The 17,575-nt window shown below is 39.5% G+C and carries 16 protein-coding genes and 1 pseudogene; all 17 read left to right on the top strand.

The features are described 5' to 3' along the window. The first annotated feature begins 9 nt into the window (after positions 1 to 9). The 17 genes and pseudogenes from A0739_RS01710 to A0739_RS01790 all read left to right on the top strand — a co-directional run bounded on the left by A0739_RS01710 (position 10) and on the right by A0739_RS01790 (position 17,574). The gene (locus A0739_RS01710; RefSeq protein ID WP_061586850.1) at positions 10 to 762 is read left to right on the top strand and encodes a YhfC family intramembrane metalloprotease; all 753 of its coding nucleotides are present in this window, start codon (positions 10 to 12) and stop codon (positions 760 to 762) included. Positions 763 to 873: 111 nt separating this feature from the next. Continuing rightward, a complete protein-coding gene (gene murB / locus A0739_RS01715) occupies positions 874 to 1,779 on the top strand; it encodes a UDP-N-acetylmuramate dehydrogenase (protein WP_061586851.1) in 906 nt (301 codons plus the stop codon). A gap of 139 nt (positions 1,780 to 1,918) precedes the next feature. Next, positions 1,919 to 3,076, top strand: a complete 1,158-nt coding sequence (locus tag A0739_RS01720) for an ABC transporter ATP-binding protein (protein WP_061586852.1) — start codon at positions 1,919 to 1,921, stop codon at positions 3,074 to 3,076. Then, positions 3,057 to 3,863, top strand: coding sequence for an ABC transporter permease (locus A0739_RS01725; RefSeq protein WP_000754114.1), 807 nt, complete (start codon positions 3,057 to 3,059; stop codon positions 3,861 to 3,863). The genes A0739_RS01720 and A0739_RS01725 overlap by 20 nt, the downstream gene beginning before the upstream one ends. Beyond that, on the top strand, positions 3,860 to 4,633 hold the full coding sequence (locus A0739_RS01730; RefSeq protein WP_000712716.1) for an ABC transporter permease: 774 nt from the start codon (positions 3,860 to 3,862) through the stop codon (positions 4,631 to 4,633). The genes A0739_RS01725 and A0739_RS01730 overlap by 4 nt, the downstream gene beginning before the upstream one ends. Then, positions 4,630 to 5,700: an ABC transporter substrate-binding protein gene (locus tag A0739_RS01735; RefSeq protein ID WP_061586853.1), complete on the top strand. Its 1,071-nt coding sequence runs from the start codon at positions 4,630 to 4,632 to the stop codon at positions 5,698 to 5,700. The genes A0739_RS01730 and A0739_RS01735 overlap by 4 nt, the downstream gene beginning before the upstream one ends. 149 nt (positions 5,701 to 5,849) lie before the next feature. Then, positions 5,850 to 6,068 (top strand): annotated as a pseudogene (locus A0739_RS01740) (hypothetical protein); the annotation flags it as partial. Positions 6,069 to 6,277: 209 nt separating this feature from the next. Next, complete coding sequence (cas2, locus tag A0739_RS01745; RefSeq protein WP_049505520.1) at positions 6,278 to 6,607, top strand: CRISPR-associated endonuclease Cas2; 330 nt, start codon at positions 6,278 to 6,280, stop codon at positions 6,605 to 6,607. Between the two features lie 1,756 nt (positions 6,608 to 8,363). After that, the gene (gene cas6, locus A0739_RS01750; protein WP_061586854.1) at positions 8,364 to 9,095 is read left to right on the top strand and encodes a CRISPR-associated endoribonuclease Cas6; all 732 of its coding nucleotides are present in this window, start codon (positions 8,364 to 8,366) and stop codon (positions 9,093 to 9,095) included. Next, positions 9,076 to 11,319 carry a type III-A CRISPR-associated protein Cas10/Csm1 gene (cas10, locus tag A0739_RS01755; protein WP_049505518.1) on the top strand — a complete coding sequence of 748 codons (2,244 nt, stop codon included), beginning with the start codon at positions 9,076 to 9,078 and terminating at the stop codon, positions 11,317 to 11,319. Before cas6 ends, cas10 begins: the two co-directional genes overlap by 20 nt. Then, entirely contained in the window at positions 11,320 to 11,700 is a 381-nt protein-coding gene (csm2, locus tag A0739_RS01760) for a type III-A CRISPR-associated protein Csm2 (RefSeq protein ID WP_061586855.1), read from the top strand. Next, positions 11,700 to 12,362, top strand: coding sequence for a type III-A CRISPR-associated RAMP protein Csm3 (gene csm3, locus A0739_RS01765; RefSeq protein WP_049505516.1), 663 nt, complete (start codon positions 11,700 to 11,702; stop codon positions 12,360 to 12,362). Before csm2 ends, csm3 begins: the two co-directional genes overlap by 1 nt. 1 nt (position 12,363) lies before the next feature. Then, entirely contained in the window at positions 12,364 to 13,269 is a 906-nt protein-coding gene (gene csm4, locus A0739_RS01770) for a type III-A CRISPR-associated RAMP protein Csm4 (protein WP_049505515.1), read from the top strand. Further along, positions 13,266 to 14,330, top strand: coding sequence for a type III-A CRISPR-associated RAMP protein Csm5 (gene csm5, locus A0739_RS01775; protein ID WP_049505514.1), 1,065 nt, complete (start codon positions 13,266 to 13,268; stop codon positions 14,328 to 14,330). The genes csm4 and csm5 overlap by 4 nt, the downstream gene beginning before the upstream one ends. Then, entirely contained in the window at positions 14,327 to 15,484 is a 1,158-nt protein-coding gene (gene csm6, locus A0739_RS01780) for a type III-A CRISPR-associated CARF protein Csm6 (RefSeq protein ID WP_049505513.1), read from the top strand. The genes csm5 and csm6 (A0739_RS01780) overlap by 4 nt, the downstream gene beginning before the upstream one ends. Positions 15,485 to 15,500: 16 nt before the next feature. After that, positions 15,501 to 16,790, top strand: coding sequence for a type III-A CRISPR-associated CARF protein Csm6 (gene csm6, locus A0739_RS01785; protein WP_049505512.1), 1,290 nt, complete (start codon positions 15,501 to 15,503; stop codon positions 16,788 to 16,790). Positions 16,791 to 17,088: 298 nt separating this feature from the next. Next, a complete protein-coding gene (locus A0739_RS01790; protein WP_061586856.1) occupies positions 17,089 to 17,574 on the top strand; it encodes an LURP-one-related/scramblase family protein in 486 nt (161 codons plus the stop codon). The last annotated feature ends 1 nt before the right edge of the window (position 17,575 follow it).

Below are 17,575 nucleotides of genomic sequence, written 5' to 3' on the forward strand. Positions count from 1 at the left end.
GAGAAAAAGATGACAGTACATATTATCCTTACCATGATCGTTTTGGTTCTCATTCTAGTAAGTGGAACTTGGTATGCCAAAAAACGGTTTAAAATCTCTCTTGCAGTGATGGGCTTGGGGGCAATCGCATTTTTTGTTTCTTCTCAAGTGTTAGAGAAGATTGTTCACCTTCTGGTACTCCATCCGCAAAAAGATGGAACCATTCCGCTTATGCAGGAGCAGCCTTTCTTATATGTCCTTTATGGGATTGCCATGGCAGCCCTCTTTGAGGAAACAGCTCGCCTTGTCTTTTTTAAATGGTTGGAGAAAAAGAGAAAGCTAGAAGATCGAGATGCTTTGGCTTATGGTTTGGGACATGGGGGCTTGGAGATGCTCTATCTCGGAATGGGAAGCTTGATCAGTCTTTTGATTCTCTTTTCACTCATCCAGTCTTCAAATACTGATGTAGCCAATCTCCTTCCAAAGTCTACACTCGAAACGGTTCAGTCTCTTTCTGTATGGCAGGTTTATTTACTAGGAGTTGAACGTGTGCTTGCTCTGGTTCTCCAAATCGGTCTTTCCATCTGGGTTTACCAAAGTGTTAGCCAAAAGAAATGGATCTATCTCTTTGCTGCCTATGGATTACATGCCTTGTTTGACTTGGCTCCAGCCTTATCTCAAGTGGGCTGGATTGCAAATCCGCTTCTAGTTGAGTTTATTCTTCTCGTAGAACTTCTAGCCTTTATCTGGCTGACAAAATCTACATTTTGGAAAAAATCATAAAAAGAGGGGTGACCTCTTTTTTTATGTAAAGATAAAACAAGCTCTTTTTATGGTCGTCAAATGTCTCTAAAAATGGTATAATGGAATGAATTTTGAAAAAGGAAGAGTGACATGTCAGTAAAAGAAAAAATGCTTGAAATCCTAGAAGGAATCGATATTCGTTTTAAGGAACCTTTGAAGACCTATACCTATACCAAGGTTGGAGGTCGAGCGGATTACCTAGTTTTGCCACGCAATCGCTATGAGATGGCGCGTGTCGTCCAATTTGCCAATCAAGAGAATATTCCCTGGATGGTGCTAGGAAATGCCAGCAATATCATCGTTCGTGAAGGTGGAATCCGTGGTTTTGTCATCTTATGCGATAAGCTCAATAACGTTTCGGTTGATGGCTATACCATTGAAGCAGAAGCTGGAGCCAACTTGATCGAAACGACACGTATTGCCCTTCGTCATAGTTTGACTGGTTTTGAGTTTGCTTGTGGGATTCCTGGAAGCATCGGTGGAGCGGTCTTTATGAATGCGGGTGCTTACGGAGGAGAGATTGCCCATATCTTGCAGTCTTGTCAAATTTTGACCAAGGAAGGGGAAATCGAGACCTTATCTGCCAAGGATTTGGCTTTTGGTTACCGCCATTCAGCTATTCAGGATTCTGGGGCCATTGTCTTGTCAGCTAAATTTGCCCTAGCTCCAGGAAATCATCAGGTTATCAAGCAAGAGATGGATCGCTTGACGCACCTACGTGAACTCAAACAACCTTTAGAATACCCATCTTGTGGTTCAGTCTTTAAGCGTCCAGTCGGGCATTTTGCAGGACAATTGATTTCAGAAGCTGGTTTGAAGGGCTACCGTATCGGTGGTGTCGAAGTCTCAGAAAAACATGCAGGCTTTATGATTAATGTAGCCGATGGGACTGCAAGAGATTATGAAGACTTAATTGAGTCTGTCATTGAAAAAGTTAAAGAACATTCAGGTGTTACCTTAGAGCGAGAAGTTCGTATCTTGGGTAAACACGAATAACATTATTTTTACATAGCATTCAAAGATTGGGATTTTATCGCTAAATGAGGTTTAGGTCAATTTATTTCCTACGCTTGTGTCTAGCATTCTAACAAGGTCCCAATCTGTTAATTTACGAAGAAGAAGGAATTTAGAGGAATTGAAAAAACCAATTATTGAATTCAAAAACGTCTCTAAAGTTTTTGAAGACAGCAACACCAAGGTTCTCAAAGACATTAACTTTGAGTTGGAAGAGGGAAAGTTCTATACCCTACTAGGCGCATCTGGTTCAGGAAAGTCAACCATCCTGAACATCATTGCAGGTTTACTGGATGCGACGACAGGAGATATTTTGCTGGATGGGGTACGGATCAACGACATTCCAACCAACAAGCGAGACGTCCATACGGTCTTCCAATCCTATGCCTTGTTTCCACATATGAATGTGTTTGAAAATGTTGCCTTTCCACTCCGTTTGCGTAAGGTCGATAAGAAAGAAATCGAAAAACGTGTGCTAGAAGTTCTCAAAATGGTACAGTTGGAAGGTTTCGAGAAACGTTCCATTCGTAAGCTTTCGGGAGGACAACGTCAACGTGTGGCGATTGCGCGTGCGATTATCAACCAACCACGTGTGGTCCTCTTGGATGAACCTCTGTCAGCCCTTGACCTGAAGTTGCGAACCGACATGCAGTACGAATTGCGTGAATTGCAACAACGATTGGGTATTACCTTTGTTTTCGTTACCCACGATCAGGAGGAAGCTCTCGCTATGAGTGACTGGATTTTCGTTATGAACGATGGCGAGATTGTCCAGTCTGGGACACCTGTGGATATCTACGATGAGCCCATTAACCATTTTGTTGCTACCTTTATCGGCGAGTCCAACATCTTGCCAGGAACCATGATTGAAGACTACTTGGTCGAGTTTAACGGCAAACGCTTTGAAGCAGTCGATGGTGGGATGAAGCCAAACGAGCCTGTGGAAGTTGTTATTCGTCCAGAGGACTTGCGCATTACCCTTCCTGAAGAAGGCAAGCTCCAAGTTAAGGTCGATACTCAGCTTTTCCGCGGGGTTCACTATGAGATTATCGCCTATGACGAGCTCGGAAATGAATGGATGATCCACTCGACTCGTAAGGCCATTGTGGGTGAGGAAATCGGTCTAGACTTTGAGCCAGAAGACATCCACATCATGCGTCTCAACGAAACCGAAGAAGAGTTCGATGCTCGTATCGAAGAATACGTAGAAATCGAAGAGCAAGAAGCAGGTCTGATTAATGCGATCGAGGAGGAAAGAGATGAAGAAAACAACCTCTAAACTCTTTGTAGTGCCCTATATGCTTTGGATTGCCCTCTTTGTGTTGGCACCCTTGGTTTTGATTTTCGGTCAATCCTTTTTCAACATTGAAGGGCAGTTTAGTTTAGAAAACTATAAATCTTACTTTGCGTCACAAAACTTGACCTACCTCAAAATGAGCTTCAACTCTGTGCTCTATGCTGGGATTGTAACTCTAGTGACACTTCTTATCAGCTATCCAACAGCCCTCTTTTTGACTCGTCTCAAGCACCGTCAACTCTGGCTCATGCTGATTATCCTGCCGACTTGGATCAATCTGCTCCTTAAGGCTTATGCCTTTATTGGGATTTTTGGTCAAAATGGCTCTATTAACCAATTCTTGGAATTTATCGGAATCGGTTCGCAGCAGTTGCTCTTTACAGATTTCTCCTTTATCTTCGTTGCAAGCTACATCGAGCTTCCCTTTATGATTTTGCCGATTTTCAATGTCTTGGATGATATGGATAACAATCTCATCAATGCCAGCTACGATCTCGGTGCGACCAAGTGGGAAACTTTCCGCCATGTCATCTTCCCTTTATCTATGAATGGTGTGCGAAGTGGAGTCCAATCTGTCTTTATCCCTAGCTTGAGCCTCTTCATGCTGACCCGTTTGATTGGGGGGAACCGAGTGATTACTTTGGGGACTGCCATCGAGCAGAACTTCTTGACCAATGACAACTACGGTATGGGTTCTACCATCGGTGTAATCCTCATCCTGACCATGTTCATCACCATGTGGGTGACTAAGGAAAGGAGAGAGCGATGAAAAAATTTGCCAATCTCTACCTAGCCTTTGTCTTTATCATCCTTTATTTGCCGATTTTTTACTTGATTGGCTATGCCTTTAATGCAGGGGATGATATGAACAGTTTTACCGGCTTTAGCTTGAGCCATTTTAAAACCATGTTTGGTGATGGTCGCCTCATGTTGATCCTCACCCAGACTTTTTTCTTGGCCTTTTTATCAGCCTTGATTGCGACCATTATCGGGACTTTCGGTGCTATTTACATCTACCAGTCTCGTAAGAAATACCAAGAAGCCTTTCTATCACTCAATAATATCCTCATGGTTGCGCCTGACGTTATGATTGGTGCCAGCTTCTTGATTCTCTTTACCCAGCTTAAGTTTTCACTTGGATTTTTGACAGTTCTATCTAGTCACGTGGCCTTCTCCATCCCAATCGTGGTCTTAATGGTCTTACCTCGTCTCAAGGAAATGAATGATGATATGATTCACGCGGCTTATGACTTGGGAGCCAGTCAGTTTCAGATGTTTAAGGAAATCATGCTACCGTACCTGACTCCGTCTATCATTGCAGGTTATTTCATGGCCTTCACCTATTCGCTGGATGATTTTGCCGTAACCTTCTTTGTGACAGGAAATGGCTTTTCGACTCTATCAGTCGAGATTTACTCTCGTGCTCGTAAGGGAATTTCGCTAGAAATCAATGCCCTTTCTGCCCTTGTCTTTCTCTTTAGTATTATCCTAGTTGTTGGCTATTACTTTATCTCACGTGAGAAGGAGGAGCAAGCATGAAAAAACTCTATTCATTTTTAGCAGGAATTGCAGCGATTATCCTTGTATTATGGGGGATTGCGACTCATCTAGATAGTAAAATCAATAGCCGAGACAGTCAGAAATTGGTTATCTACAACTGGGGGGACTATATCGATCCAGAACTCTTGGAGAAATTCACAGAAGAAACAGGAATCCAAGTCCAGTACGAGACCTTTGACTCCAACGAGGCCATGTATACCAAAATCAAGCAGGGTGGAACAACCTACGACATTGCTATTCCTAGTGAATACATGATCAACAAGATGAAGGACGAAGACCTCTTGGTACCACTCGATTATTCAAAAATTGAAGGAATCGAAAATATCGGACCTGAGTTCCTCAACCAGTCATTTGACCCGGGCAACAAATTCTCCATCCCATACTTCTGGGGGACCTTGGGAATTGTCTACAATGAAAACATGGTAGATGAGGCGCCTGAGCATTGGGATGACCTCTGGAAGCCAGAATATAAGGATTCCATCATGCTTTTTGATGGAGCACGTGAGGTGTTGGGACTCGGGCTTAACTCACTCGGTTACAGTCTCAACTCCAAGGATCCTCAGCAGCTGGAAGAAACAGTGGATAAGCTCTACAAATTGACTCCAAATATCAAGGCCATTGTGGCAGACGAGATGAAGGGTTACATGATTCAGAACAACGCTGCTATCGGTGTGACCTTCTCAGGGGAAGCCAGCCAGATGTTGGAGAAAAATCCTAACCTCAAGTATGTCGTTCCGACTGAGGCCAGCAATCTCTGGTTTGATAACATGGTCATTCCAAAAACCGTGAAAAACCAAGATGCGGCCTATGCCTTTATCAACTTTATGTTGAAACCCGAAAATGCTCTGAAAAATGCGGAGTATGTAGGTTACTCAACACCAAACCTACCAGCTAAGGAAATGCTCCCAGAGGAGACTCGTGAGGACAAATCCTTCTATCCAGACGCTGATACCATGAAACACCTAGAAGTTTATGAAAAGTTTGACCATAAATGGACAGGAAAATACAGCGACCTCTTCCTACAATTTAAAATGTATCGGAAGTAGGAGTAGATACAAAGAAAACGAATCAGTCAAGCTGGTTCGTTTTCTTAATAGAAGTTAACTTTTACAGCCTTATCTTTTTCTATTCTAGTTGCTTATTTGCTTGTCTATTAGTATACTAAGTTTATACGAATAGAAAGCGGTAACAAATCATGAAAATGTCTACTTTTTTCAAAAAAAGTTACTGGCCAACCTTTTTAATTGTTAACGAAACAATTATACTATTTCATTTAAAGGATGGCTTGGATCGGCAATATCTAACAACGGATTCCATATATTTGGTGATAGGTTACTTTATATTTGCAAATGTTTTCATAGCTATCTTTAGCAATTCAAAAACTTGGAATAAAAGTTGGGATAAAAAGAAAAATGTCAATGTCTATTATTTTACTGGGGAGGGGAGAAGGATTTTTATCCAGGCCATGAGAGAGCGCATGTTGGAAATCCATCAGTATGTCGAAGTCGACAAAAAACGCTATACTTTTTTCTATATGGCAGATCTGCAAATTAAGGGATTGATTCGAGCTTTTGAGAGTCTAAAACCCGAACTTTATGTTACAGGCTATACAGGAGAATAATCATGGGACTTTATTTTAATCTTTCAGCAGAAGAGAAGGAGTTTGCTAAGAAAAAGTCTTTCTTTTGTATTATCATATATGACATTGTTAGTAATAAGAGGCGTCTGAAACTCGCAAAGTTACTAGAGGGATTTGGTATCCGAGTCCAACGATCCTGCTTTGAGATTGACCTAGAAAAGTCCAACTATCGTAGCTTGCTGAGTGAGTTACAAGCATTCTATGATGCTGACCAGTTAGACAATATCATTGTTTACGTTGGAAATCGAGAAGAAACCTTGCGCTTAAACACAGATGAAGTCGAGATAGAAAAGGAGGATTGTTTGTTCTTTTGAGATGAAAACTCTTACAAAATATGGTATACTAATAGTAGTTTCCAATAGGTTATATCTAGTGCTTGTTATAGGTTTACATACAAGATATGGGGTATAGATACCTATCTACCTCGAGAGGGGCCGGAAACGTTAACGTATAAGTTTTGAAGTGTTAACAACCCATTTTGTATAGATACCTATCTACCTCGAGAGGGGCCGGAAACTGGATAAAGTTCATGATTGTACGTTGGTCATCGTATAGATACCTATCTACCTCGAGAGGGGCCGGAAACAAGTTGCCAGCAACAATTGCGTTATTTGTAAATTGTGTATATCAACCTCGAGAGTGGCCGGAAACTAAGCAGAACCTTTAGCAATCTTATCTCCAGCCTTAACCAGTATAGATACCTATCTACCTCGGGAGGGGCCGGAAACTCGACCACACGAGTTTCTGTTACAAAATCAGAAACTGTTTAAATATACCTATCTACCTCGCGAGGGGCCGGAAACGCCATGTACCCTTTCTCATCGAACCAGTACCATTTTTATAGCTCCCTATCTACCTCGAGAGGGGGCGAAAACGCAACTACGTTGTTTTCAACAACTTCTACTGCTGCTACTGCGTATAAGAACCTATCTACCTCGAGAGGGGGCGGAAACTCTAGTTCCATCGCAGTTACTATATAGAGGGCTTCGAGTATAGATACCTATCTACCCCGCGAGGGGCCGGGAACACAGGGTCTGTTTTGACAGGTTTCACAGTTGTTTTTAGTATAGATACCTATTTACCTCGAGAGGGGACGGAAACTGTCCTTGTCCTTGATCTGGCGTTGGTGCGTATAGCTACCTATCTACCTCGAGAGGGGCCGGAAACCCTCTTTTTATAACCCTTCCTAACTGAACTTCTTTCGTATAAGAACCTATCCACCTCGCGAGTGGCCGGAAACAAATACCGCTTCTCTTTCTCGACCTCGTAACCGTCAAGTATAGCTACCTATCTACCTCGAGAGGGGACGGAAACGGTAGATCAACTACTGGTGCAGGGATCACCGGTTTTTCAACTAGTATAGTTACCTATCAACCTCGAGAGGGGCCGGAAACCTGATGCCCCACTTAGCAAGATATGGATAAGGGTCAGTATAGCTACCTATCTACCTCGATAGGGGCCGGAAACACGTACAGGTCAATTCCCTTGTCGGACTCCCAAACAACTTGGTATAGATACCTATCTACCTCGAGAGGGGCCGGAAACCCAAGAGAGTCAGCAATCAAATGTGAACGATTGTAAGTATAGATACCTATCTACCTCGAGAGGGGACGGAAACCCTGAGCCCATCGCATTTTGGCAATTTACTTGTTGAAGGTATAGTTACCTATCTACCTCGAGAGGGGCCGGAAACTATTCCAGTGGTAAATCCCCTGCTTGAACATCTTCGTATAGATACCTATCTACCTCGAGAGGGGCCGGAAACGCGCTAGCTTACGCACGTTGTTCATCAGTCATTGGGTATAGCACCCTATCTACCCCGGTAGGGGCCGGAAACCAATTGGTCTGGACGGAAGCCAGCGAAAGCTACCGCCCGTATAGCCCCCTATCTACCTCGCGAGGGGCCGGAAAACAAAGGTAAAACTCGCCTTTAGGATTCAAGTTCAATTCCGTATAGCTACCTATCTACCTCGAGAGGGGACAGTTTCATAAGGGAAAAGGATTCCAAAAGTAAAAGAAAAAAGCGCTCATGACAAAGCAAAAGCGCAATTGTATCAATAAAGGAGGCATATGAAACGCATCAAACTATCATTTAAGCGAATTGACCAATCACCGAACGACCTATCGACAAAATTCCAAGGTTTTCTCATGGAAAAGCTAGAACCAGACTATGTGACTTGGTTACATGAACAGGAGACCAACCCCTATTCACTAAAAATCATCCATCAAAAGGACAAGACCCTATGGTTCCTTCATCTCCTGACGGATGAGGCTGTCAAGCAGATTTTGCCTGTTCTATTGGAGCTAAAGAGAGTAGAACTTCATGATTTACCGACTCTCATGGTTGAGTCTTTGTCCATGCAAGATCTCAGTTCGGAGCAACTCTTTGAGTTTTTTAATGAAAACCAAGATCGGTCACTCTTTACCATTCATTTTCAAACTCCGACAGGATTTCGCTCTCAGGGAGAGTATGTGCTCTTTCCGACCATGCGTCTCATCTTTCAGAGTTTGATGATGAAGTATGCACGTCTGGTCGAGAATCGTCAGGACATCGAAGAGGAAACTCTGGACTACTTGGTCAAGCACAGTAGAATTACCAGCTATCGATTGGAATCCAGCTATTTTAAAGTCCATGGCAAAAAAATCCCTGGATTCAGGGGAAGGTTGACCTTTAAGATTACAGGTCCAAATACCTTGAAAGCATATGCCAATATGCTTCTAAAATTTGGGGAATACTCAGGTTTAGGTATGAAAACTAGCCTAGGGATGGGAGGTTTAGAACTTGAAGAAAGAAAAGATTGATTTAGTTTATGGATCGCTTTTGCACGCTATCGGCAAAGTGATTCAAGGTTCCAGGTATGATGAGAAAGACCTGGGTACCATTGGGTCCGAATGGTTTAGACGCTTTTCGGATAATGAAAAAATAGCCCAGCAGATAGCCAAGGCGACTTCTAGTGATTTGCCGACGGACTTTGCTCCTGATAGTTTGGTCTATATCACGTCAGCTGCTGCAAAGATTGCTTCAGGCCTAAAAGGAGCAGCAGATACTCATGGAGGTAAAGAAGATTTCCTAAGCAAACAATCGGATATCTTCAATGTATTTTCAGATAGCCCTAGTCAGCGTTATCTTGATGCACGACTATTAGAGCTTGACGGGGAACCAAACTATGCTAAGGGATCGAGTGAGCCGTCTGACCAGTCAGATTATGACTTGATAGTAGAAACCTTAGAAAAAGAGTTTGAGCGATTGGACTTTAGCCAGTCTGAGATAGATGCTCTTTTGAATCTCCTTGAGTCTACTCTTTCCTATGTGCCTGTTTCGACAAGGACCAAGGAATTGTCAGATATTTCTCTAGCAACATACAGTCGTCTAACAGCTGGCTTTGCCCTAGCCATAGAAGACTATTTAGCAGACAAGAATTGCCGTGACTATGAGAAGGTACTGGGACAAGATTTAGAAGCTTTTTATAGCGAGAAAGCCTTTTTATTAGCAAGTTTTGACTTGTCAGGGATTCAGGATTTTATCTACAATATCGCAACAGCTGGTGCAGCCAAGCAACTAAAAGCACGTTCCTTGTATCTAGATTTTATGGGGGAACATATCGCTGACAGCTTACTGGAGAAGTTAGAGCTTACGAGGGCTAATCTTCTCTACGTTGGTGGAGGGCACGCCTACTTTATCCTTCCAAACACCGAAAAAACTAGAGAAACCTTGGCTAACTTTGAAGCAGAATTCAATCAGTTTCTGGTCAAGCATTTCCAGACGGGTCTGTACGTAGCATTTGGTTGGAGTCCGTTTTCTGCCAATGATATGACAACGACACTGGCCGACTATCGAAAAGTCTATCAAACAACTAGTCGGATGATTTCCCAAAAGAAAATTTCTCGTTATGATGCCAAAACTCTCCTTGAACTCAACCAAGGAGGAAAAAGTTCCCAGAGAGAATGTGCTATTTGCCACTCAGTCGAAAAGCTTACCAAGTATAAAGAACAAGAGGTCTGCCATATCTGTGCTGGGATGTATCGCTTTGCTAAGGAGATACAAGAAAACTACTATATTGTGACAAAAGAAAAAGGCCTGCCGATAGGTCCGGGAGCCTATATTAGTGGTATTTCCAAAGCCGACCTCGCTAATGAAGAGTGGGACCGTGTCTATGTAAAGAATAGCTATAGTACAGATATTCTAAAAGCAACGCATGTCTTTGTCGGAGATTACAAATATGCTGAGATTGACCAGTATGCCAAACTATCTCAGGATAGTAAAACTGGACAAGGGATTAAGCGATTAGCAGTTGTTCGACTAGATGTGGATGACCTAGGAGCCGCCTTTATGGCTGGGTTCTCTTATCAAGATGGTGGCAAGTATAATACTCTGGCACGCTCGGCAACCTTCTCTAGAAGTATGAGTCTCTTCTTTAAGGTCTATATCAACCAGTTTGCCAAAGAGAAAAAACTATCGATTATCTATGCCGGTGGAGATGATGTATTTGCGATCGGTTCCTGGCAGGATATTATTGAGTTTACTATTTGCCTCCGACAAAACTTTATCAAGTGGACAAATGGCAAATTAACCCTATCAGCAGGGATCGGCCTCTTTCCAGATAAAACTCCAGTTAGCCTAATGGCTGAAGAAACTGGCAATCTAGAAGGAGCAGCCAAGGATAACGACAAGGATAGTATCTCCCTTTTTGAAAAAAATTATACCTTGAAGTTCGACCAATTTATTGACAATGTTTATAATGGGAAACTGAAGAGTATTCGTTACTACTTTAATATTCAAGATGAGCGAGGAAAGAGTTTTGTATACAGACTTATTGAGCTCCTTCGCAACTACGATCGTATGAATATTGCTCGATTAGCCTATTATTTGACCCGCTTAGAAGATCAAACTTCTAAGGATAAAAAAGAAGAGTTTAAAGAGTTTAAAGATTTATTCTTTTCTTGGTATACAGGTAACGAAAATGAACGTAAGGAAGCAGAGATAGCTTTACTTCTATATATTTATGAGATTAGAAAGGATTCATAGATGGCAATTTTAACAGATGATAATTACGTAGATAAGGCAGAGAAAACCATTAAAAATTTAGTAACTGATAAACGTAATTTTAAAAATAGAAATTCAGATGTTCTATCCATGAGTAAACTACGAAACTTATTGAGTTTAACGAGTACCCTCTTTGATGAAAGTAAGGTACGTGAGTACGAAGAATTGAAGGATAGGATTGCCTATTTGAAGGTCCAATTCGTCTATCAATCAGGACGTGAAGAGGCGGTACTGGACTTAGTTCAAAAAGGTGAGATTCTACCAATTTTAAAAGAAATTAATAGTAGGGAAAGTCTCCAACGTTTTTGTCGCTATATGGAAGCGCTAGTAGCTTATTTTAAATTTTATGGAGGAAACGATTAATGGCATTTGCAAAAATTCAAGTAACAGCACAAATCCGTCTAGAGACAGGACTTCATATTGGGACCAGCAATGCTTTTGCAGCGATTGGTGCTACGGACTCACCTGTGATTAAAGATCCAATAACAAACTTACCTATTATTCCAGGATCTAGTATCAAAGGGAAAATGCGTACCCTTCTGGCAAAAGTATATAATACTACATTAGCAGAAAAACCAGGAGACGATGGGGAAATTATTAGTCGTCTCTTTGGGAATAGTTCAAACAAAGACTATAAAGTAGGAAGACTCATTTTTAGAGATGCCTTTTTAACTAACAAAAAAGATTTAGATTCACGAGCTGTCAAAGGTTATACTGAAGTTAAGTTTGAAAATACTATTGACCGTATCACTGCTGAAGCAAATCCAAGACAAATTGAACGTGCCATCCGAGACAGTGTCTTTGGATTTGAGTTGATCTATGAGGTGACAGACAAGAGTCAAGCTCAAGTAGAAGAAGACTTCAAAGTGATTCTTGATGGATTAAAACTGTTGGAACTTGATTATTTAGGTGGTTCAGGCTCTCGTGGATATGGTAAGGTTGCTTTTGAGAATCTTAAAGCAAATACAGTTTTCGGAAACTATAATGTTAGTAGATTGAATGAACTTTTAACTACGGAGGTCTAGTATGACCTATAAGATGTATATTATGAACTTCCATACTGCTCACTTTGGAGCAGGTAGTCTGGATAGTTCTAAAATGACTTTTGCAGCTGACCGCTTGTTTTCAGCTCTGGTCTTAGAAGCAAAAAAAATGGGGAAAATGGAGGAATTCGTGTCAACAGCGGGTCAAGATGATTTTGTTTTGACTGATGCCTTTCCTTATCAGTCAGGTCCATTTTTACCGAAACCGATAGGATTTCCAAAGTTTGAACAGCCAGACTTAACAACAGATGTTAAAGAAGTAAGACGTCAAGCGAAAATGGCAAAGAAACTTCAGTTTATCCCTTTGGATAAATTTGATTCTTATGTAAATGGAACGCTTTTTAAAGACGCAGATCATGCAGTAACAAATATCGTCACTAAAAACCAACCTCATGTAGATGGAAATCTTTTCCAAGTGTCTACCGTTAGATTTAGAGATGAGTCTTGTCTTTACGTGATTGCTAAAGAGTCTGAGCTATTAAATGAACTTATGACAAGCTTACAGTATACAGGAATTGGTGGCAAACGTTCCAGTGGTTATGGACAATTTGATTTGACTATATTAGATTTACCAGATAGCTTCAAAAATCGTCTCACCAAGGCCCATCAAGGACCTGTGATGACCTTGACAACTTCTCTACCAGTTGAAAAGGAACTTGAATATGCTATGGAAACTGGTTCCTATTTACTAAGTAAATCAAGTGGTTTTGCTTTTAGTACAGAAACTAAGGAAAATTACCGTAAGCAGGATTTATATAAGTTTGCTTCTGGATCTACTTTCTCTGAAACCTATACAGGACAGATTGTGGATGTAAGACCTCTTGATTTCCCGCATGAAGTATTAAACTATGCTAAACCACTATTTTTCAAGATGGAGGGAGAAAGATGAAAACAGAATATAGAACCTTTCAATTCAGCCTCCTAGCTATGGCTCCTATCCATATTGGGAATGGTGAAAAATATACTTCTCGAGAATTTATCTATGAAAATGGGTACTTTTATTTCCCTGATATGGGTAAGTTTTATAATCGAATGGTGGAGAAAGGTTACGATCAAAAGTTTGAGCGTTTTTTACAAGAGACAAAGCCAAGCGCTAGAAATAATCGCTTGATTTCCTTTTTAGAAGATAACCGTATTTCTGACCGTAATTTTGGTGGCTATAGAATTATAGAAACTAAGTTAGAAACAAATAATAACTATTTAAGAGGAGGCGCATTAAATCAAGTATCAAAGTTTATAAGAGATCCTTTTGGTAATCCCTATATTCCTGGAAGTTCATTAAAGGGAGCTATTCGGACTATTTTGATGAATACCAATCCCGACTGGAATAATAAAAATGTTTTGCAAGATAAAAAGGAAAACAAATCTTTGATTCCTTGGGGAGCAAAAAAAGGGCAGAACTATGATGACTTGTTTAACGCTATTCGTGTTAGTGATAGCAAACCATTTAGCAATGCCAGTCTTATTTTAGTTCAAAAATGGGATCATAAAGTCAAGCCCCCTATTCCTAAGCCTCTACCTTTATATAGGGAAGCGATCGCACCCTTAACTAAAATCAATTTCACCATTACTACAACTACTAAGGAAGCTGGAGTCCTAATTGAGGAATTAGGAAAGAGAGCGCAAGCCTTTTACAAAGAATATAAAAACTTTTTCTTATCAGATTTTCCTGAAAATAAAATTCAGCCAAATCTTCAATATCCTATATACTTGGGTGCTGGTAGTGGAGCTTGGACAAAAACAATTTTTAAACAAGCAAATGGTATTTTGCAAGAACGTTATCAGAATAGCAGAACCACTAAGATGGTTGGAAAAGGTGTGTTGAAACTAACAAAAGCACCAATGAAAAGTGTTAAAACAACACAAGCAACCCGAAAATTGATAATGAATGACGAGTCTTTCTATGAGATGGGCAAGGCAAACTTTATGATTAAGGAGATTACTAAATGAAGGTTTTGATTTCAGCAGTGGGGAATACGGATCCAATCCGTAATTTTCACGATGGAGCTTTAGTACATATTGCGAGAAAATACCGTCCAGATAAGATTATTATTGTTTTTTCTGAGGAACTGATTCGTAAGAAAGATGATATTGAGAAAGTAATTCGTTCTATTGATTCTGAATACCTCCCAGAGATTGTATACCATGAACCAATCATTTTAAACAATGAAGTACATATTTTTGATACCATGTTTGATCAATTTGATGCTATTATACAAGAGTATTATACAAAAGACGACGAATTTATTCTTAATCTTTCAAGTGGAACTCCTCAAATAAAATCAGCTTTATTTGTTCTTAATAGACTAAGTGAAATCAATGTCAAGGCAGTACAAGTTCCAAGTCCTGAAAAAAAATCGAATGCTGGCGTTAGGCATGATGATTCGGAAGATATTGATGTACTAATTGATACAAATATGGATAATAAGCAGGACTATGTCGATCGAACTATTGAAGATACTTCAGATAAGTTTAAACAAGGCTTAATGAAAAAAACTTTACGTGATTTTATTAAGAAATATGATTATAAAGCTAGTTTAGAGATAGCAAATCAGTTGCCTGACTTCCCTGGATTGAAAGATTGTCGCAAAAAGTTACAAGATATTGTGGATTCATTAGATAGGCAAGATATACCTCAAGTCCTCCAAAAGAAAAAATGGAGTGAAGAACAGAAAAAAGTACTAAATGCTTATTTGACTATTGATTTACAAAAAGAACGTGGTAATTTTAGTGAAGGTCTGATTAGAATTAAAAACCTTACAGAGTTTATCTTAGAAGACTATATCGAAAATCGTTATCCAGAATTTCTGGATAATTACGTGAATGAATCAGAGAAATATTACCTCGGAATTCAGGATTATAATAAGATTCTTCAAATAAAAAATCGGACATTGTATTACAAAATCAAACCGATTTTGAAAATAAACAAAACACGAAATACTGTAGCTCATAAATTGGATCCATTAGATTCTGAGGAATTAAAACAGTTAGGTCCTGTCCTAAAAACCTTAAAAGGACTAGTCAAGGAACAATATCAACTCACTGAGAAAGATTTTAATTTTTACAAGGACTTAAATAAGGAATTATTAGAATTACTGAAATAATGAGAGGTAGAATATCTTGGAAATTTTGATTTCAGCAGTTGGAACGACAGATCCGATAAGCAATAATCGAGATGCAGCTTTATTACATATTGCTCGAACATACAGACCTGAACAAATTGTTTTGGTTTATAGTGAAGAAATGTTAGTAAAAAAAGATCTTGTTGAGAAAGCATTATGTTCAATAGAGGGTTATCATCCTAAAGTGGTTATTGAATCAATCATATTGAAAAATGATGAAGTCTATCTGTTTGATAAAATGTATGAAGTGATGGGACAGATTATTGAAAAATATTCTGGAACAGATCATCAATTAATCTTAAATCTATCCTCAGGGACACCTCAGATTATTTCTGCTTTATTTGCCTTAAATCGAATTAATGATTATAATACGCAGGCCATACAGGTTACAACTCCTAACAAATCTGCAAACAGAAAGTATGTACCACTGTCAAGTGAAGATGAACAGAAGCTTTTTGACGAGAACGAGGATAACCAAAAGGATTACGAAGATCGTACAATCAAAGATGAAGCTGAAAAATTTAACCAGTCTCTTATCAAGCGCCACTTAAGAAATTTAATCTCTTCTTATGATTATCTTGCTGCGGAAGAATTAATTACTAGAAAAGAATACAATAAATTACTTTCTAAAAAGAAATTAGCTCGTTTAAGAGAACTATTAAATGATTTTGTAAAAGTATTTAAAACCCAAGCGATTTTAAAAGATATTCAGGGATATTCACTTACAGAGGTTGAGAAAAAAGCTCTTAATTACTTTTTAATGATTGAAGTTTTGAAAGAGAGAGGGCAGGTTGCTGATGTCTTAATCAAATCAAAGTCTTATGTTGAATTTATCATCGAGGAAAAGATAAAGAAAGATTATCCAGAATTGATCAAATATGACGGAACTTTTCCAAAGTTAAATGAAGAATACAAGGATTTTGAAGCTATTTTAGATTTCATTGACCTAGAATTTAAGAAAGCTAAGGGTATAAAAGATGAGAAGGAAAGAATCTATTCACCTCAGTCAACCTTAAATCTCTTGTCTTATGAAAATATTCTATCTTATTATCAAGTTTCTCCTGAATTACTTAAGTCCATAAAGCTAATAAATAGCTTAAATGGCGAGAGAAATAAGGTGGCACATGGCTTATCAGAGATTGATAGTAAACTAGTCAATTCAAAGAAATTGCAACAGACAATAGATACCTTACGCTTTATTTTACAAGATACATTTGAGATTGATGATAGCTATTTCTCTTGTTATCAAACACTTAATAATGAAATGCTTGACTTACTTCGTCAATAATATTCTTTAACAATAAATCGATTTGATAATGATACATATAATGAAATTGCAAGTGCTTGCTTTCCCAGTTGACTCAAACTCAAAAAAACAGTATAATAGGAATGTTGAGAATTGATTTTCTCCCCATCTTAGTTCAGAGAATTGGCGGTGCTGCGAGCCATCTAAGATAGAAAATCATGCTACTCGATTGTAACAATTGCATAAGAATAAGAGAATGACAAGTTCATTGAATGAAGGTGGTACCGCGGTTTTTCGCCCTTCGTGATGTGAGCTTGTCTTTTGATTTTTGGAGGTGTTTATGAAGACATTTCTCGTGAAACAAAAGTTTCGTCTTGGGGGCGAACGCTTCGATATCAAGGATGATAGAGGAGTAGTGAACTATCAGGTGGAGGGATCTTTCTTCCAAATTCCTAAGACCTTTACCATCTATGACGCCTATGGTGAGCAGGTCAGTGAAATCAGTAAAGAATTTTTCACCTTGCTTCCTCGATTTACTATTCAGCTACGAAACGGTTCAAATTTCGTTATTCGTAAGAAGTTGACCTTCTGGCGAGATAAGTATGAGTTTGATAATCTGGGACTTCGCATCGAAGGCAATATTTGGGATTTAAATTTCAAATTGCTAGATGATCGCGATCAGCTGATTGCAGAAATTAAGAAGGAACTCTTCCATCTGACCTCGACTTACACCGTAACCGTCTATGAAGACTCTTATGCAGATCTGATCATTTCCCTTTGTGTCGCGATTGACTATGTGGAAATGCTGGAAAGCCAATCAAATTAAA

It is taken from the genome of Streptococcus oralis (assembly GCF_001588645.1).
Taxonomy (GTDB): domain Bacteria; phylum Bacillota; class Bacilli; order Lactobacillales; family Streptococcaceae; genus Streptococcus; species Streptococcus oralis_AB.

What these genes read in the sequence shown, in the direction of transcription:
- A0739_RS01710 (WP_061586850.1), top strand. Translation starts at nt 10, where the DNA reads ATGACAGTACATATTATCCTTACCATGATCGTTTTGGTTCTCATTCTA.
- murB (WP_061586851.1), top strand. Translation starts at nt 874, where the DNA reads ATGTCAGTAAAAGAAAAAATGCTTGAAATCCTAGAAGGAATCGATATT.
- A0739_RS01725 (WP_000754114.1), top strand. Translation starts at nt 3,057, where the DNA reads ATGAAGAAAACAACCTCTAAACTCTTTGTAGTGCCCTATATGCTTTGG.
- A0739_RS01730 (WP_000712716.1), top strand. Translation starts at nt 3,860, where the DNA reads ATGAAAAAATTTGCCAATCTCTACCTAGCCTTTGTCTTTATCATCCTT.
- A0739_RS01735 (WP_061586853.1), top strand. Translation starts at nt 4,630, where the DNA reads ATGAAAAAACTCTATTCATTTTTAGCAGGAATTGCAGCGATTATCCTT.
- cas2 (WP_049505520.1), top strand. Translation starts at nt 6,278, where the DNA reads ATGGGACTTTATTTTAATCTTTCAGCAGAAGAGAAGGAGTTTGCTAAG.
- cas6 (WP_061586854.1), top strand. Translation starts at nt 8,364, where the DNA reads ATGAAACGCATCAAACTATCATTTAAGCGAATTGACCAATCACCGAAC.
- csm2 (WP_061586855.1), top strand. Translation starts at nt 11,320, where the DNA reads ATGGCAATTTTAACAGATGATAATTACGTAGATAAGGCAGAGAAAACC.
- csm3 (WP_049505516.1), top strand. Translation starts at nt 11,700, where the DNA reads ATGGCATTTGCAAAAATTCAAGTAACAGCACAAATCCGTCTAGAGACA.
- csm4 (WP_049505515.1), top strand. Translation starts at nt 12,364, where the DNA reads ATGACCTATAAGATGTATATTATGAACTTCCATACTGCTCACTTTGGA.
- csm5 (WP_049505514.1), top strand. Translation starts at nt 13,266, where the DNA reads ATGAAAACAGAATATAGAACCTTTCAATTCAGCCTCCTAGCTATGGCT.
- csm6 (WP_049505513.1), top strand. Translation starts at nt 14,327, where the DNA reads ATGAAGGTTTTGATTTCAGCAGTGGGGAATACGGATCCAATCCGTAAT.
- A0739_RS01790 (WP_061586856.1), top strand. Translation starts at nt 17,089, where the DNA reads ATGAAGACATTTCTCGTGAAACAAAAGTTTCGTCTTGGGGGCGAACGC.